This window comes from Ruminiclostridium hungatei (assembly GCF_002051585.1).
GTDB lineage: Bacteria > Bacillota > Clostridia > Acetivibrionales > DSM-1351 > Ruminiclostridium > Ruminiclostridium hungatei.
On record NZ_MZGX01000027.1, the window covers coordinates 19,328 to 44,887 of the forward strand.

Below are 25,560 nucleotides of genomic sequence, written 5' to 3' on the forward strand. Positions count from 1 at the left end.
GTGCAAAATGATTGAGAATTTTGATTGTACACAGTTTATAACATTTGATTCAACAACCGCTGTGATTGATATTGAAAGGCTGTTAGAAAGGTTTAAGTTGATTGGGTTTGAATTAGTATTAGATTGTAATATAAGGCAGGTCAAAAAAGAATATTTTAAAAAATATGTAAAGCAGCATTTTATTGAATTAAAAGACGATGAGTTTATGGGTGAATTTGAGGATTGGGAAGAGCTAGATAATCCGCCTAGAAAAATTGGAGACTTTATAAGAGAAATTAATTCATTAATAGATTCAAATGTAATTCAAAGAGTTACAATAATGCTAACGCTTTTTGCAGAAGAAGGAACAACAGCAGTTGAGAACATTGAGGTTAGTAAAAACAATATAAAGAAAGGATTGTACAGCATGTCAAAACATAACTTTGAAGTCTGGACAAATAACCTTGTATTAGAAATAGTTGATTAACAGAAATAAGATAGGGTAGGTGTAACTGCCTGCCCTTTTATTTACCAGTAATGGGTGTTGAAAAAGTGGACAGTTTACCCTTAGATTGTTCCATATACAGACAATCAACGGCAGACGGCACCTCCTACTATTACATGTACAACGGGCATGCCGACGTGACAGCCCTGCTGAAACCTGACGGAAGCATAGCTGCAACCTACTACTATGACGCCTTCGGAAATATAACCGATACCATGGGAAGCGCAAGCAACAGCATAACCTACGCAGGCTACCAGTATGACAAGGAAACCGGTCTGTACTGCCTGAATGCCAGGATGTATGACCTTAAAACTGCCCGGTTCATACAGGAGGATACCTACAGGGGAGAGTAGAACGACCCTCTGAGCCTGAATCTGTATACCTATTGCAGCAACGAGCCGCTGATGTATACAAAAAAATACCTCTGCGGGAAAACCCGCGAAAGGTGTCGAATGAAAAATGAGCGCAGTATACGCGCTCATTTTCTATGGCTATTTTGAATCTACAGCATACTTTGTGGTCAGCTACATCCAGCCGTCACGATCAGGTGACGGCCCCTCACGAACAGAAACAAGCGGCTTTGTATACATGGAAATCCTCCAATCCCAAAGTCGCCGGGCAAAATAAACGCGATTATCATGTCCCCCGTATCTTTTCTGCAAGAAAGTCATACGGCGGCTTTGATTGTTCGTTATTTCAGAATTGTTTGGCTATTTCAGAAAAGTTGCTGCCAGAGCAAATAAGACAAATCCGATCATCAGCAGCAATAAAAATCCGCTGATTACGGAAGAAAAAATCACAACTATGTTTCTCCGCTCTTTCTTTCTGACTTGGATCATCGAAAGAGTAAACACAACAAGTACAAACAGGACATTGACCACTGCCCAAACAGTGCGGATTGTGTCCGGCAGGGTTACATGTAGAAATACCGGGATCAAGGTTGCGAACGGAATAATACTGAGCAGTATTGTCGCTTTGCTAAGCGTCGGTGTTTTCATCGCATATCCTTTCTCGCTGAAATCAGCGCATTTCTTTTTTCCCAAATCGGCAACTGGAAACGAGGATGGCAATCAGGGTAATTAGTATCGCCGCAGGGACGAATGGGAACGCATCAAAGGTTGCCTCCATCCCACCCGAGATGCGCTGCAATTCCGTGGTAACGACATACCCACTGTAGCAATATGGATAAGCAGGCCAGAACGGGGTATTGGCCACCAAAACGCCGGGAATAACCAAGAGCATATTAAGACCGATGGATAGAGCAGGCTTTTCAAACATAACCGTAATCATCCACATAGCTGCCGTAGCCGGAACAGCCGTTACAAACAGCAAGACGCTCCACTTGAGTAAATACAGGATTGGCAGGGATTGATTGAGATTCGCGGCCTGTGTTGCAATCGTACCTGCCACGATAAAAGCAGCGAAGAAAACCGCAATTTCCATTGCAAGATAGCACAGCAGGACAACCAGCTTTGCAAGAGCCATTTTTGCGCGGCTTACAGGCAAAGCCAGCATCTTTAGGATGCCATTGTTTTGATTCTCCCGCTGGGCGATCATAACCCCCACAACAACCATGCTGAAAGGCAGAAGATAATACCCAAACAGCAAGGCACTTTGCACCAGCATGGCTTCCCATGCGCTCGGATATTCAGGTGTAAAATAGCGGCTGAGATTGGTGATTCCTGAAATAACTACAAGAAGCGGCGGGATAGAAATCAACAGCAGAATTTTTGAACGCCTGACTTTTTTAAGCTCAATTCGTATCAATTCAAGAAAGCTCATAGGCTCCTCCTATTCATAGCGTATATGCTTCATTAACATTTGCCCTGCGACCAGAAAGACAATCGTTTCTGAAATCGACAGGACAATCACGGTAGTATCGATGACTGTATTTGGGGACATGGCAGGCTCCATTATCAAAACAAAAGGATTGATCAGAAACAGCTTGCTGTTTGCCGTAGTCATCGTCATGCCGCTGAAAAACCCTGCCACACCGATACCAAGCGTGATCCACATGCTTTCAAATCTGGACGATACCGCAAGCATAAAGCTCAGCACCGGCATAGAGGTAACGAAAGAATAAACTGTAAAGCGTAAAAGAACCGCTGCATCAAAAGTTCCTTCCGGCAGGTACAGATTCCCGATGATTGCCAGCGCGATGTTTTGCAGGGCAATTCCTACAGCCACCAACGTAGTCAGAATAGCAAACTTAGTAAAGTAAATTCCCGATATGCTGATAGGCAGCGCCATCATTTTGTTCAGGGCGTTTCCTCTATGCTCCACGTTGTAAATCAGGCAGGCTGCAACAATGATGCCAAACAGATTCATGACCATTATCATGCCGTAAAGCTGTGTCAAAAGTATCGTCATTGGCGGGAGGGGAAGCGAAAGCAGGCTTTCCTTTCGCACCGCAAAGTTTGCAAAAGCATATAACGCGCCCAAAAGACCGACACCAAGCATAACGGGAAAAACGCCGGAACGCCTGCCCTTTTTCAGTTCAATTGAAAGCAGCTTCATAGTTTCACCCTCGTTTTTCGCGCGGCATTGTCCTGCTCAATCATGGACAGGAACATTTCTTCCAGATTTTCCGTTGCGTACCCGCGCTGGACAGCAGCTTTGCGCATTTCATCCAGACTACCCTCAAAGAGCAGACTCCCATGATTCAAGATGCCGATATCGTCCGCAATCAGTTCTATTTCCGACAGGAGATGGGAGGAAATGAGAATTGTGCAGTCATACATTGTCGGCAGCGACTTCACAAGGTTTCGGATTTCATGAATACCGGAGGGATCAAGACCATTGGTGGGTTCGTCAAGAATCAGAATCGCGGGCCTTCCAATCAACGCAGACGCAAGGCCGAGCCTTTGTTTCATGCCAAGAGAATATTTTTTTGCAAGGCGATCTCCAAATTCCGATAGCCCCACCAATTCAAGCGCGTCCTCCACCGAGTTTTTCGGTAAACCTAAAATCCGCCGAATGATATCGAGATTTTCTTTCCCGGTCAGATTCCCATAAAAAGACGGTGCTTCAATTAAAGAGCCAATTTCTTTCAAAATGGCAATGCGGTCTTTCGGAAACTGCTTTCCATCAATAGAAAAGGTTCCAGAGGTAGGATTGGTAAGACCGAGCAGGATTTTCATTGTCGTAGACTTTCCTGCACCGTTAGGGCCAAGAAACCCGTAAATCTTCCCTTTCTGTATGTGCAGCGTTATGCAGTTTACAGCTGCAAACTGTTTGTAGCGTTTTGTAAGCCCATTGGTGGTGATAATATGCTCCATGCGTCACAACACTCCTTTCGCGTTTGATTCAAGCATAACAGCACAACCTTGTGTCATCCTTCTCATAACCTTACATTTGCCTTACAATGGAAGCAGCGACAAACTTTAGACATATGGACATGGTATGATAAAACTATATGAGAGGTGATGATATGGAACTTGATTATCTGAAAAGTAAAAAGCTCCTGCTCGTAGATGATGAGCCGGAGCTGCTTCAAATGCTTCAAACCATTTTAGAGGATGAGGGCTTTACACGCATTGTTACTGCGAAATCTGTTGCGGAGGGTATCTCGGCTTTCCATGAAGAAAAACCAGACTGTGCAATTTTGGATGTTATGCTGCCTGACGGTGATGGCTTTTCTTTGATGTCCGAGCTGCGCCGCATATCTGATATTCCTGTTGTTTTTCTTACAGCCAAAGATGAAGCACAGGACAAGCTCGCCGGGTTAGGGCTTGGTGCGGATGATTATATTATTAAGCCATTTTTGCCGCAGGAATTACTGTTGCGCGTTTACGCAGTTTTGCGCCGGTGCTATCAAAATGAAAATCCCGCCGTGAAGCTGGCGGGAAGTATTGTGGATTTCACAAAGGCTGAGGTACAAAAAAGCGAGGAAACCATCCCTTTAACAGCGAAGGAACACGCCCTTTTGGAAGTCCTCTATCGCAATGCAAACCGCATTGTAACCATTGATGCCTTATGCGAGGCGGTATGGGGTGAAAATCCTTTCGGCTATGAAAATTCTCTAATGGCGCACATACGGCGCATCAGAGAAAAAATTGAGATTAATCCATCCAAGCCTTTATCCTTACTGACGGTCAAGGGATTGGGATATAAGCTGGTTATCGAGGGACGGGGGTGAAGATTTGCGTTCCATTGCTAAATATGTACGGAAGCATCTATTGCTATTTGTTGGCGTTATTGCCCTGATTCTTTTGCTTGATGCCCTGCTGTATTTTTTTGCTTTCCAAGACATGGTTCGTCCAAATCAAGGAACATCCTCACCGGGTTATATGACTGAGCAGACAGCTGGACAGCTTTCGTATAACGACGGGGATTATTCGCTATCATCGGAGCAGCAGGGGCGGTTACGCCAACATGCGATTTGGGCGATGTTGATTGCGGAGAACGGCTCTGTCGTGTGGCAGTTCGATTTGCCGAACGAAATCCCCCAAACGTATTCCATACAAGACATTGCTGTTTTGTCCCGAAACTATTTGCAGGATTATCCTGTGTTTGTATGGGGACGTGATGATGGGCTGCTGGTGCTTGGATATCCAAAGGACAGTTATACAAAATTGACCTCCAATTTCCTCCCCTATGATTCGGTTAAAAATCTTCCTTGGTTTACATTCGGCATATTTTTATTGGATGCACTTTTATTGTTTGGAGCATATCTTCTTTCTAGCCGCAGGATAAGCAAGCATATTGATCCTATCATTCAATCAATCAGCACCTTATCAAAAGGGCAATCTGTCCAATTGCACGTTACAGGCGAATTATCGGAAATTGGTAAAAGCCTGAATCAAGCATCGGAAATTTTGAATAAAAAGGACCATGCAAGAGCCCATTGGATTGCAGGGGTGTCTCATGATATTCGAACACCGCTTTCTATGATTATGGGCTATGCTGATCGGTTGGCTCAAAGCAGCTTTGCGGATGAAAAAACAAAAGAACAGGCGGCGATTATCCGCCGCCAGAGCGTAAAAATAAAGGAACTGATTGAGGACTTAAACCTGACTTCGCAATTAGAATATGCAATGCAGCCAATGCGGATATCCGAGGTTTCTCCTGCCAAGCTGATCAGAGAAATGATAGCAGAATTTATAAACAGCGGTCTGGATAATCGCTATACCTTCGATGTACAGATAGAAGATACGTTGCAGAGCAAAACAATCCATGCGGATGCAAAGCTGTTAAAAAGGGCCTTGCGTAATCTGATTCAAAACAGCATTACCCACAACCCGGACGGATGTACAATCGTAGTAAATATGAATACCGAGAATGACCAACTCTATATGTCTGTTTCTGATAATGGGAAAGGTGTTTCTGCCGACATGCTAAAAAACATCGTTGGCGCTCTGAAGAGAAACAATCAAGAAAGTGATTATGCATCTTCCCGGCACGGTTTAGGGCTTATGATTGTTCGCCGGATTGTTGAAGCGCATCATGGCAGAATGACTATTCATAGCAATTCAGGGAATGGATTTGAAGTGAAGATGATTTTTAATGGCTAAGCGCATAAAGTAGCATGTGGTCAGGCATCCTTGCTATTAGCTTCCAAGAAAAGTAAGTTTTCAAACGGTGGCATGGTTAGGTTGAATCCCTTTCTGCGGTTCAGCTTTCGGTAAATGGCGAACAGGAATAAATACGCCTTTTGCCATGTGTAAACAAGAATCTAAAATTATGAGTTTGAATTATGTCACAAAACGTAACCGATGAAAACTTAACTTAATTACAGCACCGGTTGCCAAAATGAAGGCAGCTTTAGTAATTAAAAAAGCATCAAAATAACACAGGTAGTAAGTAAAAAGGGTACAGGCTCACCTGTACCCTTTACTAACCGAAAATGTCTTCTCGTTCTTATTGCGAAAAGATATATTATTCACCTTACACTATTTAATTGGTATTAATAGCTTGAATGGGTGATAATCAGGATCCAGAAACATTTCTTCGTACACTTCTATGTTATCATTTTCATCAATTATATAATTATTTTGTTCTGCATACTTAAATGTTTTAGTATATGCATCAGGAGTTTTAACCGATTCGGGTACTTCCGCCTGTATAAACTTCTGTTTCTTTATAACTCTTTTAACCATACCTACTGGAACGGCACAGGATTGTTCGACTTCAATTCCTGCCATATAGGTGAATGTATCTCCCTTATCACATGATTCGTACTCACATATACCATACATAGTATTTGGTACAGCCGGCTTTTGTACTTTATCAACATTCCCTAAAAATGTACTCCACAGCCTTCCAATCGCTCCGTCTGCATCCCACTGTTTTGCATTGCATTCCATTCCAATAACGAAAGTTTGATTTTTATTAACTACTTTAAAATCCATATAAATGCTCCTTTCAACCACATTATTATTCTTGCTAACAATAAATTTACCAAAACCACTATCCATATCTGCATTGCGGTATTTTCGGGGTGACATGTCGTATGTCCTATAAAAGGCTCTTGTAAAAACATCATGGGACTCGAATCCATATTCATAAGCTATTTCTGATATATTCTTATTTCTTTTCTTTAATTCATCAGCAGCACATGAAAGCCTTCTTTTTAAAATGTAAGACTTAACTGTTTCACCTACGATCACCTTAAAGATCCGGTAAAAATGGGGTACAGAAAAGTTAACATACTGAGAAATATCATAAAGACTTATATCCTCCTTAAGATGGCTTTCAATGAAATCTATAGCTTTTTGTACAGTTTTATCATAAGACACCGACATACCTCCCATAGTTTAAGTTCAATGCGCATTAACCATATAATAAATATAACACTCACCAGGGACCAAATCTCGATGTTTTTTATCATGTTACCTTTGGTTGTTTGATTATTGAGTAAGGTTATTATTAAAAATCCTTTTTCATTTACTGCTGTCATGGAGAGGCATATTATATGAATGAATTTCAACTTATTATTTAATGCGAACAAAATCCATAATACCTGTTACAAAAGGATTCTTACTATAAGAAGCAAAAATACACCTGACGCAAGGTGTATTTTTGCCTTTTGATATGACATTATGGTAACTCTGACAACCTTGAAAAATAGTAAAAACACAAAATTCGGGACACTCCCCTTACCCTTTATCTGTATTATACAAATTATTTGAACATCACTATTTGAAACGGAGAAATGTCTTTAATGCTATTTAAGTTGCTGGAGTATATTGACTTCATTACCATATCAAAAGTTAACGCAGCATCATTTGTCAACACTATGGCGCCTGAATCTCTCAAGGGATCTCCGAATCTTCCCTCCAAAGTCTTTAGATATAAATATGGCTGCTTTACCTGACTCTTTGAACTGGAATCAAATAAATAAAAATATCCATCGTTATAAAATAAATCTGAGAAATAAGGGCTATCCGCACTTTCAGTATAAAATTTTACTATTCTGATGCCTGCATTTTCTTTTCGCAAAGATGCTTTGACAAAGTTATCCCAGACATTCTTATTTGCAATAACCTCTAAGTCCTGTGTCACAAGGTATCCGTCGTTTTCTGCCTCTTGAATTTTATAATTGGCCGATAGATTGGAAAACCCCGTATAACTGCCGTCTGTGTCTATTATAAATTTCAAATTCTCCCTGTTGACTTTTTCAGGCTTGGATATCAGCGAATAAACTTCTGCACTGTATTTGGAATTACCTGTTTGGTTTATTGCAATTTCAGCCCTGATCCTTTCTTTACCGTTTTTAAGTGCGGAAACAATCACCTTGCCTTGCTTTGCTAATGTACCGTCTTTGGACAAGGGAGACCAGTATATGGTTTCATCCGCTTTGCATTCATAGGTATTTCCCTTGTCCTCCACAATGCCGTCAGGGGCCTTCCATGTCAGAAGCGCACCTTTGTCAACGCTCACATGGATCTCGTCAGCCTCTATGCCTATGGCAGGCATGATGAAGGGAATACCTGGGACAGAGCTCATTAAAGGCGAATATTCTTTTAATGGAATTACAGCATTGGCGGACAATGCAATTTCTTCTCCACTTGCTGCATAGGTCCTGATTGCAAAGCCGTCAAATAGAGGATCAGATTTACTGCGATCATGTAAAAACGGCATACCAAAGTTCAGGCTGCAAAACAGCAAAGCTAAGGTTACTGCAGCAACTGACTTCCATCTGTAGGTTCGCGTTTTGGGCTTTTGCCGGTGGCTGCCCAATTCAAGTACTTTTGCTTTAACTGACGGATTGACATGGATTCCGTTTATAGCGCCAATAATATCTTTTTCCCTCATTGCTGATTCTCCTCCTCCAATTCAACTTTTAATAATTTGCGTCCCCGAAGCAGGCGCATTTTAACGGCTGACCGGGATAAATCTATTATCCTGGCAATTTCTTCAACGTTATATCCCTCAATATAATAAAGGTGAATAACAATTTTGTATTTTGGCGGCAAGGTCAGTATCTGCTCAAGCACATGCCCCTGATCTTCACCAGAGCAGTAATCAGATAGTTCATCGATATGAAGTGTATTATGGCGGAGTTTGAATCTTCGCATGTCCTTGCAAACATTGTTGGCAACCTTTATAAACCAGGCCTTCTCATGTTCGGGCTCATTGAATACGGGTCTTTTATTTATGTAGCGAAGGAAAGTATCCTGTAATGCGTCCTCCGCATCAACTGTGTTGGATAAAATTACGAAACATAATTTAAACAGCATGTTGCCGTACCTGCTATAAGCATTTTCTAAATCATCCTCCGGTGAACCTGAGAGAAAAGGCACCTCATCATCTCCTTTCACTATTAACACGTTCATAAGGCATGAATGGTCACAAAATATAAAAATATAAATCAACCCATGCCATTACATCAGAATGTAAGAATAATGTGGAGCATAACATTATTCGGCAGTTAACTGCTTTGAAAGTTCTTTAATTAAACTTGCGCCATATTCTGCACGCTCGTTATTGCCTTGCTTTCACTGACGGCAAGCCTCCAGTTGCAAGTACCACCTTTTCGGTGGGTAACAAGAGCAGGCGGGCTGGAGGAGTACATTAAATCCGTTTAACAAACTATAAACTCTTTACCCCTTTCCTGTACTCCGTGGGAGTCATTCCATAGGACTGAAGAAAAGCCCTGTTGAAGGTTCTGTAGTTGCCAAAGCCCGACATGAAGGCAACCTCGGTCAGGTTTGAATTTCCGTTGGAAATGAGCTGGGCGGCGTGGCGGGAGCGCAGTGCATTCATATAGCTGTTGAACCCGCAGCCCAGATAGGCATTGAAGAATTTTGAAAAATAATCCTTATTATAGCCGAAGTGCCGGGCCAGAGTTTCAATTGAAAGTGAATCCAAAAAATTCTGCTGCAAATACACCAGTATTTTTCTGGCAAGGTCGGTGCTGCTTGCGGCAGGCTTATCCATAAGCTCCACACAGTCCGATATCATTCCCAGTATATAATAGGCAGCACCCTTGCTGACCAGCTCGTTTGCCGAATACTGGGTCTCCAGCAGCTTTTCCAGCATGCCCAAAATATTGTCCGTGTTTTCACAGCTTCCAATAAAGGGGCTTGAAAAAACCTTGGAACGGATAGCTGCAACATAGCTGTCAACAAGCTCCACAGGAATAATCATGACAATGATATCCGAGTTCTCCTTATTTGTATAGGAATGTATATCATAGCTGTTGGCAACGGAAAGACAGCCCTTTGTCAGGGTTTTTATCTGTCCGTTGATGTTAATGCTGATTTTTCCGCTGACAACATACACCAGTTCAATATTCGAGTGGAAATGGGGCTCAAAGTAGTTTTCAGAAACTCTGAATATGTGGATTTTGTGGTCTGCTTCTCTGGATATTTCAAAGTAGGCGCTCATAAACGACCTCACAAATAATGCTCATATATTGTGGCTATATCAGTTTTTGTCTTGAAATTCATACTTATTTACTATCGATATTATCAAAACAGCAATATCATTGTCAATATGGCAGCGGTATATGCTGCTTGCAGCCTCCTGCTTTTTTACTGCTGCCATCCGGCGGTATAATGCGGCTGAATAATGTCAAGTTTTGACTGGCAAATCAACTCGGCTTTCAGGCTATGACCATGTGATGTCCATTGAGCACCTCTTAAACAGCACTTGAGAAACGTAAACTTTGCACAATACATGAATTAATTGCTGTATGTTTCTTACGAAACACCCGGGGCACATCCGGGCACATTGTGCAAATGTGTTAATTTAATGACAAACCTATTGAAATAACCATGAAAAAGATGTAAAATTACTTTGGTTATCTAAATACATATAAAATACCAATGGTATACAGTCATTTAGCATAATTCAAAATAAATCATGACACCGAGGTTATGATTATATGGAAAATTGGACAATATACATAGTATGCGTAAAGCAGACAGTAAGAGAGTTTTCCCTGAATTCCCACACAGTTTATTAACGAGACTACAGATGTTCGGTTTGCCCGCGGGCGGCTTTACATCCTGCCGCTTTGTTTTTCTGCGGCGGACAAAAAAGTCTTGTTGAAACGGCATATATGGCAAGAAAATTTTTCAACCGAAAAATTTTTTATTGGATTTATGCATTATAAAAATATATAGGAGTGTGAACATATGAGTATGATGAACAAGAAGACCATCGAAGATATTGATGTGTCCGGAAAAAAAGTTATTGTAAGAGTTGATTTTAACGTACCATTGGATGCTGATAGAAATATCACTGACGATAAGAGAATAGTTGGTGCACTTCCTACCATCAAATATCTTGTGGAAAAGGGTGCAAAGACAATATTGGTTTCCCATCTGGGAAGACCCAAGGAAGGTTTTGAAGATAAATACAGTATGAAGCCCACTGCTGTCAGACTTGGAGAGCTTCTCGGCAAGGAAGTTGTCGTGGCAAAGGATGTTATCGGAGAAGATGCCAAGGCTAAGGCTGCCGCATTAAAAAATGGCGAAATACTTATGCTTGAAAACGTAAGATTCCATAAGGAAGAGACAAAGAACAATCCGGAGTTTGCAAAAGAACTTGCAAGCATGGCTGAAATATTTGTAAATGACGCATTCGGGACTGCTCACAGAGCTCACGCTTCAACAGCGGGACTTGCCGACTATTTGCCCGCAGTATGCGGTTTCCTCATAAAGAAGGAAATTGAATTCATGGGCAAGGCGCTGGCTAACCCTGCAAGACCGTTTGTTGCAATCCTGGGCGGTGCAAAAGTGTCCGATAAGATTGCCGTTATTGAAAATCTTATAGATAAGGTTGACACTTTAATAATCGGCGGCGGCATGGCTTATACCTTCTTGAAGGCAAAGGGCTACCATATCGGAAATTCCATCTGTGAGGATGACAAGATCGAGCTTGCAAAGAGCTTGATGGAAAAGGCCGAGACAAAGGGCGTAAATTTGATGCTTCCAATAGGCAGCATGGTTGCACAGGAATTCAAGAACGATACCGAAATCAAATACGTTCCATCCGATGCAATGCCTGACGGCTGGATGGGTATGGATATAGGCTCGCTTACCATAGAGAAGTTTGCAAAGGAAATAAAGAAGGCAAAGACAGTTATCTGGAACGGACCTATGGGAGTTTTTGAATTCCCGAATTTTGCCACAGGTACAAAGGAAATTGCCAAGGCTGTTGCAGAATCCGGCGCTCTTTCAATAGTAGGCGGAGGAGATTCTGCTGCTGCTGTTGAGCAACTGGGCTTTGCTGATAAGATTACCCACATTTCAACCGGTGGAGGAGCTTCTCTGGAATATCTGGAAGGAAAAATACTTCCGGGTATAGCTGTCCTCATGGACAAGAATCCAAGAAAGACTATTGCAGCAGGAAACTGGAAGATGAATAAGACTCCAAAGGAAGCTGTTGAGTTTGTAAACGAATTGAAGGCAAGTGTTGCAGATGCTTCAAACGAAGTAGTTGTTGGAGTTCCCTTTGTTTGCATCCCCGGAGTTGTTGAAGCTGTGAAGGGTACAAACATAAAGGTTGCTGCACAGAATATGCACTGGGAAGAAAAGGGAGCCTTCACCGGCGAAGTTTCAGGCCCCATGCTGGCCGACCTGGGAGTTGATTATGTAATAATCGGACACTCCGAAAGAAGAGAATATTTCGGTGAAACCAACGAAATGATCAATAAAAAGGCTCACGCTATATTCAAATATGGCATGACTCCAATTATCTGCTGCGGTGAGACACTCACTCAGAGAGAGCAGGGAGTTACAGCCGACCACGTAAGATACCAGATCAAGGTTGCTTTACTTGGCTTGACACCTGAGCAGGTCAAGAAGACTGTTATAGCTTATGAGCCTATCTGGGCCATAGGAACAGGAAAAACCGCTACCAATGAACAGGCGAATGAAGTTTGCACGGTTATCAGAGAATTGGTATGCGAGCTCTATGGTGAAGAGGTTACTGAACAGGTAAGAATTCAGTACGGCGGAAGCGTAAATGCAAAGAATGCTGCCGAACTGTTCGCAATGTCCGATATAGACGGTGGTCTTGTAGGCGGAGCAAGCCTGAAGGTTGACGAATTCACAGTAATCGCCAACGCATAAGACTGCTTCAGGCGGAAACTGTCTATTCAACTGTTTTATTAAATGTGATTTATATTATTACCTGAAATAGAATTTGACCCTCCGGTAGGTGCTGTGCTGGGGGGTCAAATTGTAAAATTGGAAGTATATGAGCAAGTCAGATTATTAACCGTTATAACATAAGGGAGAATATTGTATGGAAAAGAAATTAGTTACGTTAATGATCCTGGACGGTTTTGGCAACAATCCCAGAACGGAAGGGAATGCAATTGCTGCTGCAAACAAGCCCAACCTGGACAAATACCTTGCAACCTGCCCGAATACAATCGTCCACACAAGCGGTATGGATGTGGGACTGCCTGAGGGACAGATGGGAAACTCCGAGGTAGGGCATACAAACATAGGTGCCGGAAGAATAGTTTATCAGGAACTGACCAGGATAACCAAGTCAATAATTGACGGAGATTTTTATGAAAAGGAAGAATTCCTGAAGGCCATTGAGAACTGCAAAAAGAATAATTCAAAGCTGCATCTTTTCGGGTTGCTTTCAGACGGAGGAGTACACAGCCACAACACGCATCTGTATGGACTGCTTGAACTGGCCAGGAGAAATGGCTTAAAGGACGTTTTTGTTCATTGCTTCTTTGACGGAAGAGACGTTCCGCCGGACAGCGCAAAGGTTTACACAGAAGAACTTGAGGCAAAGCTTGCGGAAATCGGCGTTGGAAAGGTAGCGTCTGTAATGGGCAGGTACTTCTCCATGGATAGGGACAACCGCTGGGAGAGAGTACAGCAGGCCTATGAAGTGATGGTGCTTGGAAAGGGCCTTACTGCAAACTCTGCTGTGGAGGCGGTTGTAAATTCCTATGAAAAGAAGGAATTTGACGAATTCGTCAAGCCTACTGCCATATTGGAGAACGGAAAGCCCGTTGCTACAATAGCTGCCGGCGACTCTGTAATATTCTTCAACTTCAGGCCGGACAGAGCAAGAGAAATCACAAGAACCTTCGTTGACCCCGAATTCAAAGGCTTCGAAAGGGCAAACGGCTTTTTCCCGCTTTATTATGTGTGCATGACCCAATATGACAGGACCATGCCCAATGTAGTTGTTGCCTTCAAGCCGCAGACCCTTGAAAACACCTTTGGTGAATATATCAGCAAGCTGGGCTACAGACAGCTCAGAATTGCTGAAACAGAAAAGTACGCACATGTTACCTTCTTCTTCAACGGTGGAGTTGAAAACCAGTATGAAGGCGAGGACAGGGCGCTTATACCGTCACCGAAGGTGGCAACCTATGATATGAAGCCTGAAATGAGCGCCTACGAAGTTGCAGACGAGTGTGTCAGGAGAATAGACTCAAAGCAGTACGATGTTATTATACTGAATTTTGCCAACTGTGATATGGTTGGACATACAGGCGACTTCAATGCTGCAAAGGCTGCCGTTGAAGCGGTGGATGCCTGCGTGGGCAAGGTGGTGGACGCTGTCGCCGCACAGGAGGGGATTGTACTTATAACTGCCGACCATGGAAATGCGGAACAGATGATTGACTATGAAAACGGCGGTGCATTTACAGCCCATACAACCTATGTGGTGCCGTTGATAGGTATCGGTCTGGGGGATGCAAAACTCAAGGAAGGAAAGCTTGCCGACCTTACGCCAACTATCCTGGATATTCTGGGAGAAGCCAAGCCGGCGGAAATGACGGGAGAATCCCTGCTGGTAAGGTAATATTATAGAAAAACTGATAAAAAAGAACTGATAATAAGAACTGATAATAAAAAACCCTGCCTGATTCAAATTGAGAAAAGGCAGGGTTTTTAAATTGTTCTTCCCGACGGCTCACATAGCATCAGGAGTATTGTTTCATGTCATCAATCAATAACTGCTGGCGGGGTTAATAAATAAATTACTTTATTTATTAATAATCCTCGTCCTCCTCAGTGACTGTAATAGTCTGTGAGTTGGTTACGCTTCCGCTGGTCATGGTGATGGTTGTAGTTCCTGCGCTGACAGGTGTGATTATGCACATGCCATAAATGTCAGGCTGTGATACTGTGGCAACGCCGGGATTGGAGGAGGTCACTGTAACGGTTCCGGGAGCATTTACAGGAACCTTGTATACGTAAAGTTCTATAGGTTCTCCGCCAACAGTGGTTTCTGTATCAGAAAGATCACAGTCAATAGCAGTCAGTATAACCTTTTTAATTGTTATCTTGCAGGTACCGATGAGCTTTTTGGGATCAGGTTTTTTTGTATCCTCGTATATCTTTACTTCTGTGGTGCCTTCAGCCAGCCCCTTAAGATATGTGGTACCCTCACTGACATAGCCTTCCATCATTTTTTCATCATAGTCAAAGAGATAGCTTACATCCGATCTGCAGTTTTCAATTAAATCAAATGCCAATTCAGAGGAACCCAGGTCGAAGTTTCTCGCTGGAACAACAGTTGCCTTTTTAACGATATACTTGAGGGTCGCTACTGTCCTGGTAACCTTGTTATAGGTTTCCTTAACAGTAACAGTGTAAGTACCTGCAGCAGTGGCGGTATAGCTATGCTTTATAAAATACATACCGTCAAACTTGCTCTGAGTTTCCTTCATGGTGAAGTTCTTGCTGTTTGAAACATAGGTATAGGTCGCATCGTTGTTTCTGCTAATTATTTCAATTGGCTCGGAGGCTGTGCTTGTGCCGATAGTGAGAACAGGAACATAGTCCTGAACAAGAGTGGCAGCCTTTACAGTCACCGCACAGGTTCCGATTTTGGTGGTCTTTCCGTTAAGCTTCTGATTGCAGGTAATAGTGGCTGTACCGGCCTTTAAGCCTGTCAGGACTGCTTTGGCACCGCTGGCCTTTACAGTGAGGACCTTTGTATTGCTGGAAGTAAAGGTGTAGGTTGCCTTTTTGTCGGCATTGGAAACAGACAAGGTATATTTGTTCTCTTTTGAATAATAATCAAAAGCTCCTTCTGTACTGCCTGTGCCGATAATCATTTTTGCCACAATGGCAGGTTTTGCTGCTGCAGCCTGAACCGGATTTGCCGCAAATCCTGCGGGAAGTAATAGTGATGCCAATAATACCACACACACCAATACTTTAAATATTGCGTTCTTCTTAGTCATTGATAACTCCCTCCGTAAATAAGTAAAATATTGAACTGCATAAACTGACATGATAAAACTATTTCTCATAGATTAGTATGAAAAAAATATCAATTTATGTCAATTGTAGCATAAAAACCGATGAGTTTACCATAGTTTAGCAAAAAATATAAAAAGTCAATTTTCAGAGCCAACTTGCCCTTCTTATTTCCCATAAGAAGGTAAAAATTAACTTTTATAGAAATTAAATACATACGCTTAAGGGAGGCTAAGAAAATGAAAAAACCAATAAAGACTGTTTTATTTTTTAAAAAGTTTTCAAAGAACTATAAGAAATTTGGCAGACTTATACACAGGTTATATAAAATCTTAAGGTCCCCTTTTATCAGAACCTTGATCAACTTTCTCTTCACGTTTGTATTTGCATTTCAAATGCAGTTGACGGATTTTCATACATTTAAGTTTGATCAGTTGGAATTTTACGGCGACAAGGTGCATATACTGGTAACATTCGTGTTTATTGTGGTGTACAATTGGCTGGTGCTTGTAATTGACAGCTATCAAAAGTACCAGGCGCAGGCAATAAAGTGCATCAAGGAAACCGTAAACAGGGAAACAGTCATAAATCAGACCATTGGCAGGAAGCTGTACGACATAACAAGCAGTATATCTTTAAAATCAAGTATTATCCCAACCAAATCCGATTTCGGCAATATCAGCTATCAGGATATCGCTGCGCTTGTATGCCATAATATTTATGATGCCATAAAAATTTCTACCGGAAGAGAATCCCATCAGGTTTCTCTCATGCAGAAGTTTAAAGAAAAGCGTTCCGGGTTAGAATATATAAAGATGATCAGCTATGGAAATGCCAACCAGATTTCACCCAGCCAGTTTGACCGGCATTTTTATCTGAAAAGCGATCAGAATTTTTACCAGGTAAGAATTTTTAACAATAACCAGAACAATATTTTTATATTGAAGAAACCGGAGGAAATCAAAAAGGAGTGTGTTTACGGAAAAAACAGCAATGAAAAAATGACCCAGTATATTGCAATGCCTGTTTTCTGTGAAAATCAGGGCATTATATCGCTGCTTCAGATTGAAATTGCTGATGATGTACATATAGGAAGAACTTTTGATGAAATAAGAGAATTTGTTAAGCCATTTATGGCGTATATACATATACTGACAGTGAACTACTATCAGAATGAATTATTCAAGGTATTGGTCAAGAAATTTGATATACTGAAGAAAAGTAAAGAGAGGAAAGTTTTTAATGAAGGGATGAGGAAGTATGAACAAAACTATGGGGAAACTAATACGTTTATTGCCCCAAAAGACTAATGACGCCGAGTATACGAAAATTAACTTCGTTCCGGAGGATACCGATTATATACAGGATCATAAAGCATTTGAGGACAGGAGACAGCAGTTGATAAATGAATATGAATTGCAGTTAAGCCAATATATAAATAATACCACAATGCAGATAATGTAAATGGATACAAACATTTAAAGCCCTCAGTCCACTGAGAGCTTTATTTATTGGTTCCGGGCCTGCCGGGATTAGTATTTCTGCCGGTGCCTCCCTTGCCGGGAAGACTTTTGCCGTGGCTGCGGACGGCGGTATTTTTATATTTCAGCCGCATCAGCTCCACATACTCCTTGACACGCTGGATAGCCTCGTCGGGCAAGTCCCCAAGACGGATATCATAGGCTTCGGGAGATTCGGCAATGTACTCGTCCAGAGGCATGCGCTTGGACGTACGGCCAACAAGATAATCAAGAGAAACCCCGAAAAAGTCCGCAAGCTTCTTCAAAACATATTCATCCTTTGGAAATCTGTTGTTGGCTTCATAATAGCCGATAACCCTGTCGGATATATTGACAATCCTGCCCAACTCTCTTTGAGTCATACCCTTTTCTTCTCTTAATTCTCTAAGTATGTCGCCAAATCCCATATCCTGCCTCCATGAATATTACTATATCACCTGAGTATTTTAATTTACAAAAATAGAATAAAATATTCTTAATTTTTGTTGAAATTGAACGAAATATGCGTTAAAATATAAATAAATGAAAATGTTTGCTTTTTATACATAAAATGTAAACAGAGTAAAAAGGTGTATTGAGAAAACGGGTGAAAAAATTAATGCCGTATGGAGGTGCTGATGAAAAGGATCAATGAAAAAATCAGGAATGAGATTCGGGAACTCAGGGAAAAATTGAACCAGTATATTGATGAAAGGGGTATCAATGATGAACCGGAATTGCTGGCTATCAATGCCAGGCTTGATGAACTGATAATCCAGTGGCTCAATGAGACATACAGCAACAGCTCGGCAAGCTAGACAGGCCTGGCAGACCGGGTAGGCTGGTAAACCGGAAAGGCTGGTGCCGGAATCATGTTTGCGGTTCCTTCCAAAGGGTAAATATACAAGTAGCAAAATAATACTGCTTTGTATGATATTTAGAATTTTACATATAATACTTATTGCTGTGAAAAAAGCCAATCCCTTTGACCCGCCCGGGTATGGGAAGCAAAAGCATACTTTCCCATACATAGGCAAAGTTTTATGAGGGAAATGTTTACAAAAATAATGTTGCAATGTTATTCTAAATACGAATATTTATCTTGAAGGGAGAAGTTGTATGAAACAATATATACCTATTGAAAGTGTTTTTGCCAGGGAAATAATAGATTCGAGAGGAAATCCTACTGTTGAAGTTGAAGTCATTGCGGAGGGTGGCTTTATCGGTCGGGCTTCAGTACCTTCAGGAGCATCCACCGGTGCCTTCGAAGCTATAGAGCTGAGGGACGGAAACAGTGAACGATACCTGGGCAAGGGTGTGGAAACCGCTGTGGAAAATGTAAACAGTACAATAGCGCCTGAAGTGGAAGGAATGAATGTATTTGACCAGGCTGCCATAGACAAGCTTATGATTGAACTGGACGGAACTCCAAACAAGGAAAGGCTTGGAGCAAACGCCATCCTGGGAGTGTCCCTGGCGGTTGCCAAGGCTGCGGCAGAAGCCCTGGGACTTGGCCTGTACCAGTATATCGGCGGAGTAAATGCAAAGACTCTGCCGGTGCCGATGATGAATATTATAAACGGTGGCAAGCACGCCGACAACAGCGTAAATATACAGGAATTCATGATAATGCCGGTAGGTGCTGAGAGCTTCAAGGAGGCCTTGAGAATGTGTGCCGAGGTATTCCACAATCTGAAGAAGGTGCTGCAAAGCAAGGGTTTAAGCACTGCCGTAGGTGATGAGGGCGGATTCGCACCAAACCTTGAAACTGATGAACAGGCCATTCAGGTTATTCTGGAAGCTGTTGTCAAGGCAGGCTACAAGCCCGGAGACCACTTCAGAATTGCCATTGATGCTGCAGCCACAGAAATGTACCAGGAGGACGGAACATATTTCTTCTGGAAGACAAATATAAGGAAAACAAAAGAGGAAATGGTACAATACTGGGCTGACCTTTGTGAAAAGTATCCCATTATTTCTCTGGAGGACGGAGTTTCCGAGGAGGACTGGGAAGGCTGGAAAATGCTTACCGACAAGCTGGGCAAAAAGATACAGTTGGTGGGCGACGATTTATTCGTAACAAATACCAGAAGGCTTGAAAAGGGTATAAAGATGGGAGTTGCAAACTCAATCCTCATAAAAGTAAATCAGATAGGAACCCTTACGGAAACCCTTGATGCCATACAAATGGCCAACAGGGCAGGCTACACGGCAGTTACCTCACACAGATCGGGCGAAACAGAGGATGCCACCATCGCTGATATCGCCGTTGCTACAAACTCCGGACAGATAAAAACAGGAGCTCCTTCCAGAACTGACAGGGTTGCCAAGTACAATCAACTGTTAAGGATTGAAGAAGAACTGGATGAGGTTGCGGAGTATCCTGGAATTAAAGCCTGGTTCAATTTGTACAGGTAATCGGAAAATTGGGCCATAAGCAGGCGGGTTTGCCTTAAGAAAGGTTATAGCAGCGTTTGCTTATATTATATACTATTAATATGTTACAAGCAATATGTTACAAGCAAAGGCCGTTTCAGAAACAAGAAGGTTTGATTTTGAGACGGCCGGCTTTATGTGAAGATTACGGATGCTGAGGCAGGTCTTTATTCTGCTGGAAGCAGTGCAGCGCATGGACACCCTTATAACTGGAAAATTTAATATTGCTTTTTGGATTTATATATGCTAGAATGTTACTTGTCTATTTTAGGAGGTGTTTTGAGTGGAAGTTGCAAGATGGATTGTTAATATAATTCACATTATTTTTGCCATCTCGATAATTGTCATTGTATTGCTTCAATCGGGAAAACAGGCTGGTTTGTCAGGTTCAATAGCTGGTGGGGCTGAAACCTTCTTTGGAAAGAATAAGGGACGTACTATTGATGCATTGCTTGGAAAATATACAGCATTTGCAGCCATTGCTTTCCTTGTTACGTCAGTTGCACTTTATTTGCTGATTAAGTCCATATAAATAGTTGAAACGGAAATAAACCCGGAGTACATTGACTCCGGGTTTTTGTTTGTCAAGAAAGGTTACGGAACAGTAACCTTTTTTTTGTTATTTTGTCACCCTTTACTATTCATTAAATAGTAGAATAGCAGCATAATAATTTTACGACGAGACTAAGGGTGGCGGCTATGAAAAAGATTATCCAGATATCATTGGCACTATTGATTATAATATTTATAACTGCGGGATACACAAGCGGCTATGTGGTCAGTGAAAAGCCTGTGCAGACAGAGGTGGCAGTACAACCGGCGGGACAACCGGCAGACCGGCAGGACGGCAGTGCCTTACAGGAGGCAGCCATAACCCAGGCAGAGGCGCAGGAGCTTTCAAAGCAGGTCCGGGAGCAGCATAAAACGGCGGAGCAGGAGGCTGATCCAGTGCACCGGCAGCCCACGGGGGAAGCCGGGGACAAGCCCGAGGACAAGCTCGAGGGGGACAGGCCTATGGTTGCGCTCACCTTTGATGACGGCCCACATCCGAAGTATACCCTGGAAATACTGGATGCCCTGAAAAGTAACAATGCCAGAGCAACCTTCTTTGTACTGGGGAGCAGGGCGGAAAGATACAAGGAGGTTATTGGCCGCATCGGTGAAAATGGCAATGAGATTGGCAATCATACATATGATCACAGGGAACTCACAAAGCTCAGCGGTGGTGGCATTACCGGCGAGCTGAGCAGAACCACGGGAATACTGGAGCATATAACCGGTGTAAAGCCTGTCCTGACAAGGCCCACCTATGGCAGCGTGAATGAAAAAGTCAGAAAGTATGCCGGTTCTCCTCTTGTATTGTGGTCTATAGACACCCTGGACTGGAAGACCAGGGATACTGAAAAAATAGTACATGAGGCTATGAGTAATGTTAAGGACGGCGATATAATTCTCATGCACGATATATATAAAACAACTGCCGAGGCCGCCGGAAAAATCATAGAAAAGCTTAAGGCCCGGGGATTTGATATTGTCACGGTAAGCGACCTTTACAAGGCCAGGGGAATCAGCCTTCAAAACGGAAAAGAATACTACAGGTGCAGTCCCTCCATAGCAAAAAAATAGATTTGGCCCGCTTGCTTCATATATTGGCGGCGGAGCCGGCCGGCTCGTTGCAGACGACGAAAAAAGTCTGTAACGGGCTGCTTTATTTTGTGTCGTATACAGGCTGTTTTGACTGTTGATTAATTGAACAATAAGGTATAATTAAAATAGTGCATTAGAGGAGAAGGAATATGACCAACAGGATTCTGATAGTTGAGGATGAAGAGAGTATAAGGGGTTTTCTCAAAATAAATTTCAGGAAGAACGACTTCCTGGTTTTTGAAGCGGGCACCGGCGAGGAGGGTGTGGTAAAAGCCAGGCAGGAGAGGCCGGACGTGGTCTTGCTGGATGTGATGCTTCCGGGTATGGATGGCTTTGCAGTCTGTGAAGTGTTAAGAAAGGAATTCCCGGACATGGGAATAATAATGCTTACGGCCAGGGGGCAGGACATAGACAGGATAAAGGGCCTGGAATTCGGCGCCGATGACTATGTACTTAAGCCCTTCAATACTACCGAGCTTGTTTTGAGGACAAAGTCTCTGCTCCGCCGGCTGGGAGGCAAGCCCGGCGGTGAAGGCAATGAAACCGTCAAGTGCGGTGCATTCAGGCTGGAGGTTTACTCCCAGAGGGTTTTTAAGGACGAAGCGGAAATCATGCTCACCCCCAAGGAATACATGCTGCTTAAGCTTTTTCTTGAAAACCAGAACAAGGCTTTTACAAGAGACGAACTGCTGGACAAAATATGGGGCTATGATTTTGTGGGAGACACAAAGATCGTTGATGTAAATATCAGAAGGCTGAGAAGCAAGATTGAAGATAAAAAATCCACTGCAATGTATATAGAAACTGTCTGGGGTACGGGGTACAGATGGAGGAAGGAACATTGATATGTCGGCGGCTGAAAAGGAAAAAACTGCGCATAAGAGCATCAAGGCCAGGCTGGTAGGCAATTTTATAATTATCATATTGATAAGTGTCCTGGCATTTGAAGGACTCCTGGTTTACTTTACCCGGTTTTATTTTTACGGTAATGTAGAGGGTATTCTTACAAATCAAATACGTACCGCTTCCGATTTCTATTCACAGTACTTTTCAAATGTTTCACTTGAGGTGAATATTGCCGACAATGCAGACGTGTTCTGGAGACAGACCGAGGCACAGGTGCAGATAGTCCGGCAGGACGGAGAGATACTGCTGGACTCGGAAGGGCTGAAAAGCAACCGGAAGGTGGAGGCCGGCGACTTTAAAAATGCCGCTTCAGGAGAAAAGGGAGTGTGGACAGGTTACATTCAGGGCACAAGTAAAAAGGAGCACGCCATGGCTGTGGCCTATCCTTTAAAAGCTGACGGGGAGCAGGTGGGAGTGCTGAGATTTATTACCTCCCTGGAGGAAATAGACAAGATAATTTTCAATATATCCGTGATATTTATAGTCATCGGGATCTTTGTAATACTTGTGACCATTGTAATCAGCCTTATACTGGCACACAGCATAGTGCAGCCTCTGAAGCTTATAACCGCGGCGGCGGGAACCATGGCAAAGGGCAACCTGGATATCAGGATACAAAAGGACAGGAATGACGAGATCGGGGTTTTGGCAGACACACTCAACTATATGGTAGCCGAGGTGCAGAAAAGGGACAGGATAAAAAACGATTTTATATCCATGGTATCCCACGAGCTCAGAACACCTCTTACATCTATTAAGGGCTGGGCAAATACCATAATTGACGATGGGTTTAAAGACAGGGAGATTCTGGAGGATGGTCTGAACATAATTGTCAAGGAAAGCGACAGGCTGACCAATATGGTTGAGGAGCTGCTGGACTTTTCAAGGTTTGTATCCGGAAAAGTCGAATTGAACAGGGAGAAAACCCAGGTGGACCAACTGGTGGATCACCTGGGGAAATATATGCTCACCAGAGCGAAAAAGGAAAATATAAATTTTACCGCTGAGTGCGGAAAAATTCCCGAAACGGAATTGGACAGGGATAAGCTCAAGCAGGTCCTGCTTAACCTGCTGGGCAATGCCTTCAAATTTACACAGCCCGGAGGAAATGTTTCTCTTAAAGCTTCTTACAGCCAGGGTCAGATTGTTTTCAGAGTTGAAGACGACGGCTGCGGCATAAGCAGTGAGGAGCTTCCGCTTGTGAAGGAGAAATTCTACAAGGGCAAGAACAGTAAATCCCAGACCGGGCTCGGACTGTCAATATGTGACGAAATAGTCAGGCTTCACGGCGGAGAACTGCTGATAGAAAGCCGTCAGGGGCAGGGCACGGCTGTTACGGTAAAGCTGCCCCATGCAGGCACATATGGTAGCAGCGGCAACGGGCAGCCATAAATGGAAAATGAGGAGAGACATGAAACGGAATTACAGGTTCTGGATTATTACATTTGCAGCAGCATTCTGCTTTATATTTACCGGGTGCTCCAGTATCGGGTTTGATATCGAGTCCACCATAAACCCTCCTGAGTATGGCACTTTGGCGGTTCAGGGCACCTGGAAGATAGACGGCTTCATATCGGCCTTGCCCCAGGGAAAAAATGCCGGGGAAAAACAGGAGCTTGTTAAAAACAAATACCTGGAGCAGTGGGCAGTCTTTGACAACGAGCTGGGAGCCGTAGGCCCGGAAACCTGCGTAAATCCCAAATACAGGATAATAAAAACAACGGCTGACTCCTTTATACAGGGAAAATACAGGGTGGATGAAACAGAGCTGGGGCTGGGCAAACAGGAAGTATATGTGGTCAGCATATCAAATGGCAGCCAACTGTTTTACGAACTGATTATAACCGACTCAAATACTGCATATGTCTATATGGATAACGGCTTCCTGGTGCTGAAGAAAACTTCCGACCAAGTGGACGCAAAGCTCAAGGAAAAGAGTCTCAGCCATGTGGGACAAAATGTCAACAGCGGACGGTATGAAGAGGACCCTTTATTGAGGTCGGGCATACTTCTGGGCATACGTGCCGCAGACAATTCCTACAGAACCCTGTGGATATATTCCAAGAACAGGGAAATCGAAACGACGGGCTGGACAAGGCAACTGCTGGTTCCCAGGGCAAAAGGCTTCTGGCAGGTGGGAACCATAAATGAAAGCAATATCCACGCAATATATGCGCAGGCCTTTAACGAAAATTACATGCCTCCCAAAAACCTTGCGGATGTGCTGAACGGCAATATGCTGAAAATAGATCAGGGAACGAAACTCAATTTTGCAGGAAACGATTATATTGGAATTGAAGACAGTGACCTGCTGCGGGTCTATCCGGTTGAAAACCTTAAGGACGGTCTGGCGGTATCATTAAAGGATATAGCTCAAGGGGATGCTGACAATATATTTGACCAGTCCGCAAAGGATTTCGCAGCATCCGTCAAGGGTGAAGCCTATGATAAATTAATCCGCAAGACAGATACCAGAAATTTTACCTTAATGAGACGGAACGGGCACTGGGTTTTGAAAAGCAGGCTTTATTTTTCTCAGCCCTATGAAAAGGATTTTATGGATTTTGATTTAAGGCTGATGGTTCCGGACAGGCTGATTCAATATGATGAGATGAATATTCCGTGGAATGATATAAAGGCAAAGCTTCCGTGGACATCAGACGCTTTCATGTCGCCAAACAAGGATATAGCCGTCCTGGCAGACAGCAAAAGCCTGTGTGTATACTCCATAAAAAACAGCAGCGGCATAAACCGGCAGCTCCTGAAGCTTGAGCTGGCCAAGGGCGATACTATAGTAATGGCCGAATGGTCTATTGGAAGATATGCCGATTTGTGGGATAATTTTGTTGATAAGCTGCAAAAAATGAATTATTGATTATATTAGCAGGAATAATATAAGGTATGCTTTAGCAATCTGGAACATAATTATAGCAATTGAAAGGTAGAG

Annotated in this window: 25 protein-coding genes; 15 read left to right on the forward strand and 10 right to left on the reverse strand. The window is 42.8% G+C overall.

The genetic code is table 11. The features are described from left to right. Positions 1-7: 7 nt before the first annotated feature. Together CLHUN_RS17580 and CLHUN_RS17585 are read left to right on the forward strand one after the other, a co-directional pair. The gene (locus CLHUN_RS17580) at positions 8-466 is read left to right on the forward strand and encodes a hypothetical protein (RefSeq protein ID WP_133051120.1); all 459 of its coding nucleotides are present in this window, start codon (positions 8-10) and stop codon (positions 464-466) included. Between the two features lie 65 nt (positions 467-531). Further along, the gene (locus tag CLHUN_RS17585) at positions 532-837 is read left to right on the forward strand and encodes an RHS repeat-associated core domain-containing protein (RefSeq protein WP_165755785.1); all 306 of its coding nucleotides are present in this window, start codon (positions 532-534) and stop codon (positions 835-837) included. Positions 838-1,194: 357 nt separating this feature from the next. Here the strand turns inward: CLHUN_RS17585 and CLHUN_RS17590 are convergent, their stop codons facing one another. From CLHUN_RS17590 to CLHUN_RS17605, 4 genes are read right to left on the reverse strand one after another with little or no spacing between them, the layout of a single operon-like run. Further along, positions 1,195-1,482, reverse strand: coding sequence for a hypothetical protein (locus tag CLHUN_RS17590; protein ID WP_080065939.1), 288 nt, complete (start codon positions 1,480-1,482; stop codon positions 1,195-1,197). Positions 1,483-1,504: 22 nt separating this feature from the next. After that, a complete protein-coding gene (locus CLHUN_RS17595) occupies positions 1,505-2,266 on the reverse strand; it encodes an ABC transporter permease (RefSeq protein ID WP_080065940.1) in 762 nt (253 codons plus the stop codon). Positions 2,267-2,275: 9 nt separating this feature from the next. Further along, the gene (locus CLHUN_RS17600; protein ID WP_080065941.1) at positions 2,276-3,001 is read right to left on the reverse strand and encodes an ABC transporter permease; all 726 of its coding nucleotides are present in this window, start codon (positions 2,999-3,001) and stop codon (positions 2,276-2,278) included. Beyond that, positions 2,998-3,762, reverse strand: coding sequence for an ABC transporter ATP-binding protein (locus CLHUN_RS17605; protein ID WP_080065942.1), 765 nt, complete (start codon positions 3,760-3,762; stop codon positions 2,998-3,000). Before CLHUN_RS17605 ends, CLHUN_RS17600 begins: the two co-directional genes overlap by 4 nt. Before the next feature lie 152 nt (positions 3,763-3,914). On the opposite strand from CLHUN_RS17605, the gene CLHUN_RS17610 reads away from it, so the two are divergent. After that, positions 3,915-4,622 (forward strand): response regulator transcription factor, encoded by a 708-nt coding sequence (locus CLHUN_RS17610; RefSeq protein ID WP_080065943.1) that lies wholly within the window; start codon positions 3,915-3,917, stop codon positions 4,620-4,622. Between the two features lie 4 nt (positions 4,623-4,626). After that, the gene (locus CLHUN_RS17615; RefSeq protein WP_080065944.1) at positions 4,627-5,997 is read left to right on the forward strand and encodes a sensor histidine kinase; all 1,371 of its coding nucleotides are present in this window, start codon (positions 4,627-4,629) and stop codon (positions 5,995-5,997) included. Between the two features lie 378 nt (positions 5,998-6,375). On the opposite strand, the gene CLHUN_RS17620 is transcribed toward CLHUN_RS17615, so the two are convergent. From CLHUN_RS17620 to CLHUN_RS17635, 4 genes are all read right to left on the reverse strand, one after another. After that, a complete protein-coding gene (locus CLHUN_RS17620) occupies positions 6,376-7,221 on the reverse strand; it encodes an AraC family transcriptional regulator (protein ID WP_165755786.1) in 846 nt (281 codons plus the stop codon). Between the two features lie 385 nt (positions 7,222-7,606). Next, the gene (locus tag CLHUN_RS17625) at positions 7,607-8,740 is read right to left on the reverse strand and encodes a hypothetical protein (protein ID WP_080065946.1); all 1,134 of its coding nucleotides are present in this window, start codon (positions 8,738-8,740) and stop codon (positions 7,607-7,609) included. Then, positions 8,737-9,261 (reverse strand): RNA polymerase sigma factor, encoded by a 525-nt coding sequence (locus CLHUN_RS17630; protein ID WP_080065947.1) that lies wholly within the window; start codon positions 9,259-9,261, stop codon positions 8,737-8,739. Before CLHUN_RS17630 ends, CLHUN_RS17625 begins: the two co-directional genes overlap by 4 nt. A 256-nt stretch (positions 9,262-9,517) precedes the next feature. After that, positions 9,518-10,315 (reverse strand): helix-turn-helix domain-containing protein, encoded by a 798-nt coding sequence (locus tag CLHUN_RS17635; protein ID WP_080065948.1) that lies wholly within the window; start codon positions 10,313-10,315, stop codon positions 9,518-9,520. Positions 10,316-11,067: 752 nt separating this feature from the next. Here CLHUN_RS17635 and tpiA point away from each other — a divergent pair. Both tpiA and gpmI read left to right on the forward strand, forming a co-directional pair. Further along, complete coding sequence (gene tpiA, locus CLHUN_RS17640) at positions 11,068-13,008, forward strand: triose-phosphate isomerase (protein ID WP_080065949.1); 1,941 nt, start codon at positions 11,068-11,070, stop codon at positions 13,006-13,008. A 175-nt stretch (positions 13,009-13,183) separates the two neighbouring features. Continuing rightward, positions 13,184-14,719: a 2,3-bisphosphoglycerate-independent phosphoglycerate mutase gene (gpmI, locus tag CLHUN_RS17645; RefSeq protein WP_080065950.1), complete on the forward strand. Its 1,536-nt coding sequence runs from the start codon at positions 13,184-13,186 to the stop codon at positions 14,717-14,719. A gap of 190 nt (positions 14,720-14,909) precedes the next feature. Here the strand turns inward: gpmI and CLHUN_RS17650 are convergent, their stop codons facing one another. Then, positions 14,910-16,109, reverse strand: coding sequence for an Ig-like domain-containing protein (locus tag CLHUN_RS17650; protein WP_080065951.1), 1,200 nt, complete (start codon positions 16,107-16,109; stop codon positions 14,910-14,912). 255 nt (positions 16,110-16,364) lie between these two features. Here CLHUN_RS17650 and CLHUN_RS17655 point away from each other — a divergent pair, with 255 nt between their 5' ends. Next, positions 16,365-17,435, forward strand: coding sequence for a hypothetical protein (locus tag CLHUN_RS17655; RefSeq protein WP_080065952.1), 1,071 nt, complete (start codon positions 16,365-16,367; stop codon positions 17,433-17,435). Continuing rightward, complete coding sequence (locus CLHUN_RS17660; RefSeq protein ID WP_080065953.1) at positions 17,386-17,589, forward strand: hypothetical protein; 204 nt, start codon at positions 17,386-17,388, stop codon at positions 17,587-17,589. The genes CLHUN_RS17655 and CLHUN_RS17660 overlap by 50 nt, the downstream gene beginning before the upstream one ends. Positions 17,590-17,629: 40 nt before the next feature. Here CLHUN_RS17660 and CLHUN_RS17665 read toward each other — a convergent pair whose 3' ends face one another. After that, complete coding sequence (locus CLHUN_RS17665) at positions 17,630-18,052, reverse strand: helix-turn-helix domain-containing protein (protein WP_080065954.1); 423 nt, start codon at positions 18,050-18,052, stop codon at positions 17,630-17,632. A gap of 210 nt (positions 18,053-18,262) precedes the next feature. On the opposite strand from CLHUN_RS17665, the gene CLHUN_RS17670 reads away from it, so the two are divergent. From CLHUN_RS17670 to CLHUN_RS17700, 7 genes are all read left to right on the forward strand, one after another. Beyond that, entirely contained in the window at positions 18,263-18,442 is a 180-nt protein-coding gene (locus tag CLHUN_RS17670; RefSeq protein ID WP_165755787.1) for an aspartyl-phosphate phosphatase Spo0E family protein, read from the forward strand. A 301-nt stretch (positions 18,443-18,743) separates the two neighbouring features. Next, a complete protein-coding gene (gene eno / locus CLHUN_RS17675) occupies positions 18,744-20,042 on the forward strand; it encodes a phosphopyruvate hydratase (RefSeq protein WP_080065956.1) in 1,299 nt (432 codons plus the stop codon). 301 nt (positions 20,043-20,343) lie between these two features. Further along, positions 20,344-20,592 (forward strand): preprotein translocase subunit SecG, encoded by a 249-nt coding sequence (gene secG / locus CLHUN_RS17680; RefSeq protein WP_080065957.1) that lies wholly within the window; start codon positions 20,344-20,346, stop codon positions 20,590-20,592. A gap of 167 nt (positions 20,593-20,759) precedes the next feature. Further along, complete coding sequence (locus tag CLHUN_RS17685; protein ID WP_080065958.1) at positions 20,760-21,686, forward strand: polysaccharide deacetylase family protein; 927 nt, start codon at positions 20,760-20,762, stop codon at positions 21,684-21,686. A gap of 170 nt (positions 21,687-21,856) precedes the next feature. Further along, positions 21,857-22,552: a response regulator transcription factor gene (locus CLHUN_RS17690; protein WP_080065959.1), complete on the forward strand. Its 696-nt coding sequence runs from the start codon at positions 21,857-21,859 to the stop codon at positions 22,550-22,552. A gap of 1 nt (position 22,553) precedes the next feature. Further along, entirely contained in the window at positions 22,554-24,005 is a 1,452-nt protein-coding gene (locus tag CLHUN_RS17695) for a sensor histidine kinase (protein ID WP_080065960.1), read from the forward strand. Then, complete coding sequence (locus CLHUN_RS17700; protein WP_242656554.1) at positions 23,977-25,488, forward strand: hypothetical protein; 1,512 nt, start codon at positions 23,977-23,979, stop codon at positions 25,486-25,488. Before CLHUN_RS17695 ends, CLHUN_RS17700 begins: the two co-directional genes overlap by 29 nt. Positions 25,489-25,560: the final 72 nt, after the last annotated feature.

Coding starts and splice junctions, on each gene's coding strand:
- CLHUN_RS17580 (WP_133051120.1), top strand. CDS start 8: ATGATTGAGAATTTTGATTGTACACAGTTTATAACATTTGATTCAACA.
- CLHUN_RS17590 (WP_080065939.1), bottom strand. CDS start 1,482: ATGAAAACACCGACGCTTAGCAAAGCGACAATACTGCTCAGTATTATT.
- CLHUN_RS17595 (WP_080065940.1), bottom strand. CDS start 2,266: ATGAGCTTTCTTGAATTGATACGAATTGAGCTTAAAAAAGTCAGGCGT.
- CLHUN_RS17600 (WP_080065941.1), bottom strand. CDS start 3,001: ATGAAGCTGCTTTCAATTGAACTGAAAAAGGGCAGGCGTTCCGGCGTT.
- CLHUN_RS17605 (WP_080065942.1), bottom strand. CDS start 3,762: ATGGAGCATATTATCACCACCAATGGGCTTACAAAACGCTACAAACAG.
- CLHUN_RS17610 (WP_080065943.1), top strand. CDS start 3,915: ATGGAACTTGATTATCTGAAAAGTAAAAAGCTCCTGCTCGTAGATGAT.
- CLHUN_RS17625 (WP_080065946.1), bottom strand. CDS start 8,740: ATGAGGGAAAAAGATATTATTGGCGCTATAAACGGAATCCATGTCAAT.
- CLHUN_RS17630 (WP_080065947.1), bottom strand. CDS start 9,261: ATGAACGTGTTAATAGTGAAAGGAGATGATGAGGTGCCTTTTCTCTCA.
- CLHUN_RS17635 (WP_080065948.1), bottom strand. CDS start 10,315: ATGAGCGCCTACTTTGAAATATCCAGAGAAGCAGACCACAAAATCCAC.
- tpiA (WP_080065949.1), top strand. CDS start 11,068: ATGAGTATGATGAACAAGAAGACCATCGAAGATATTGATGTGTCCGGA.
- gpmI (WP_080065950.1), top strand. CDS start 13,184: ATGGAAAAGAAATTAGTTACGTTAATGATCCTGGACGGTTTTGGCAAC.
- CLHUN_RS17650 (WP_080065951.1), bottom strand. CDS start 16,109: ATGACTAAGAAGAACGCAATATTTAAAGTATTGGTGTGTGTGGTATTA.
- CLHUN_RS17655 (WP_080065952.1), top strand. CDS start 16,365: ATGAAAAAACCAATAAAGACTGTTTTATTTTTTAAAAAGTTTTCAAAG.
- CLHUN_RS17660 (WP_080065953.1), top strand. CDS start 17,386: ATGAACAAAACTATGGGGAAACTAATACGTTTATTGCCCCAAAAGACT.
- CLHUN_RS17665 (WP_080065954.1), bottom strand. CDS start 18,052: ATGGGATTTGGCGACATACTTAGAGAATTAAGAGAAGAAAAGGGTATG.
- CLHUN_RS17670 (WP_165755787.1), top strand. CDS start 18,263: ATGAAAAGGATCAATGAAAAAATCAGGAATGAGATTCGGGAACTCAGG.
- eno (WP_080065956.1), top strand. CDS start 18,744: ATGAAACAATATATACCTATTGAAAGTGTTTTTGCCAGGGAAATAATA.
- CLHUN_RS17685 (WP_080065958.1), top strand. CDS start 20,760: ATGAAAAAGATTATCCAGATATCATTGGCACTATTGATTATAATATTT.
- CLHUN_RS17690 (WP_080065959.1), top strand. CDS start 21,857: ATGACCAACAGGATTCTGATAGTTGAGGATGAAGAGAGTATAAGGGGT.
- CLHUN_RS17695 (WP_080065960.1), top strand. CDS start 22,554: ATGTCGGCGGCTGAAAAGGAAAAAACTGCGCATAAGAGCATCAAGGCC.
- CLHUN_RS17700 (WP_242656554.1), top strand. CDS start 23,977: ATGGTAGCAGCGGCAACGGGCAGCCATAAATGGAAAATGAGGAGAGAC.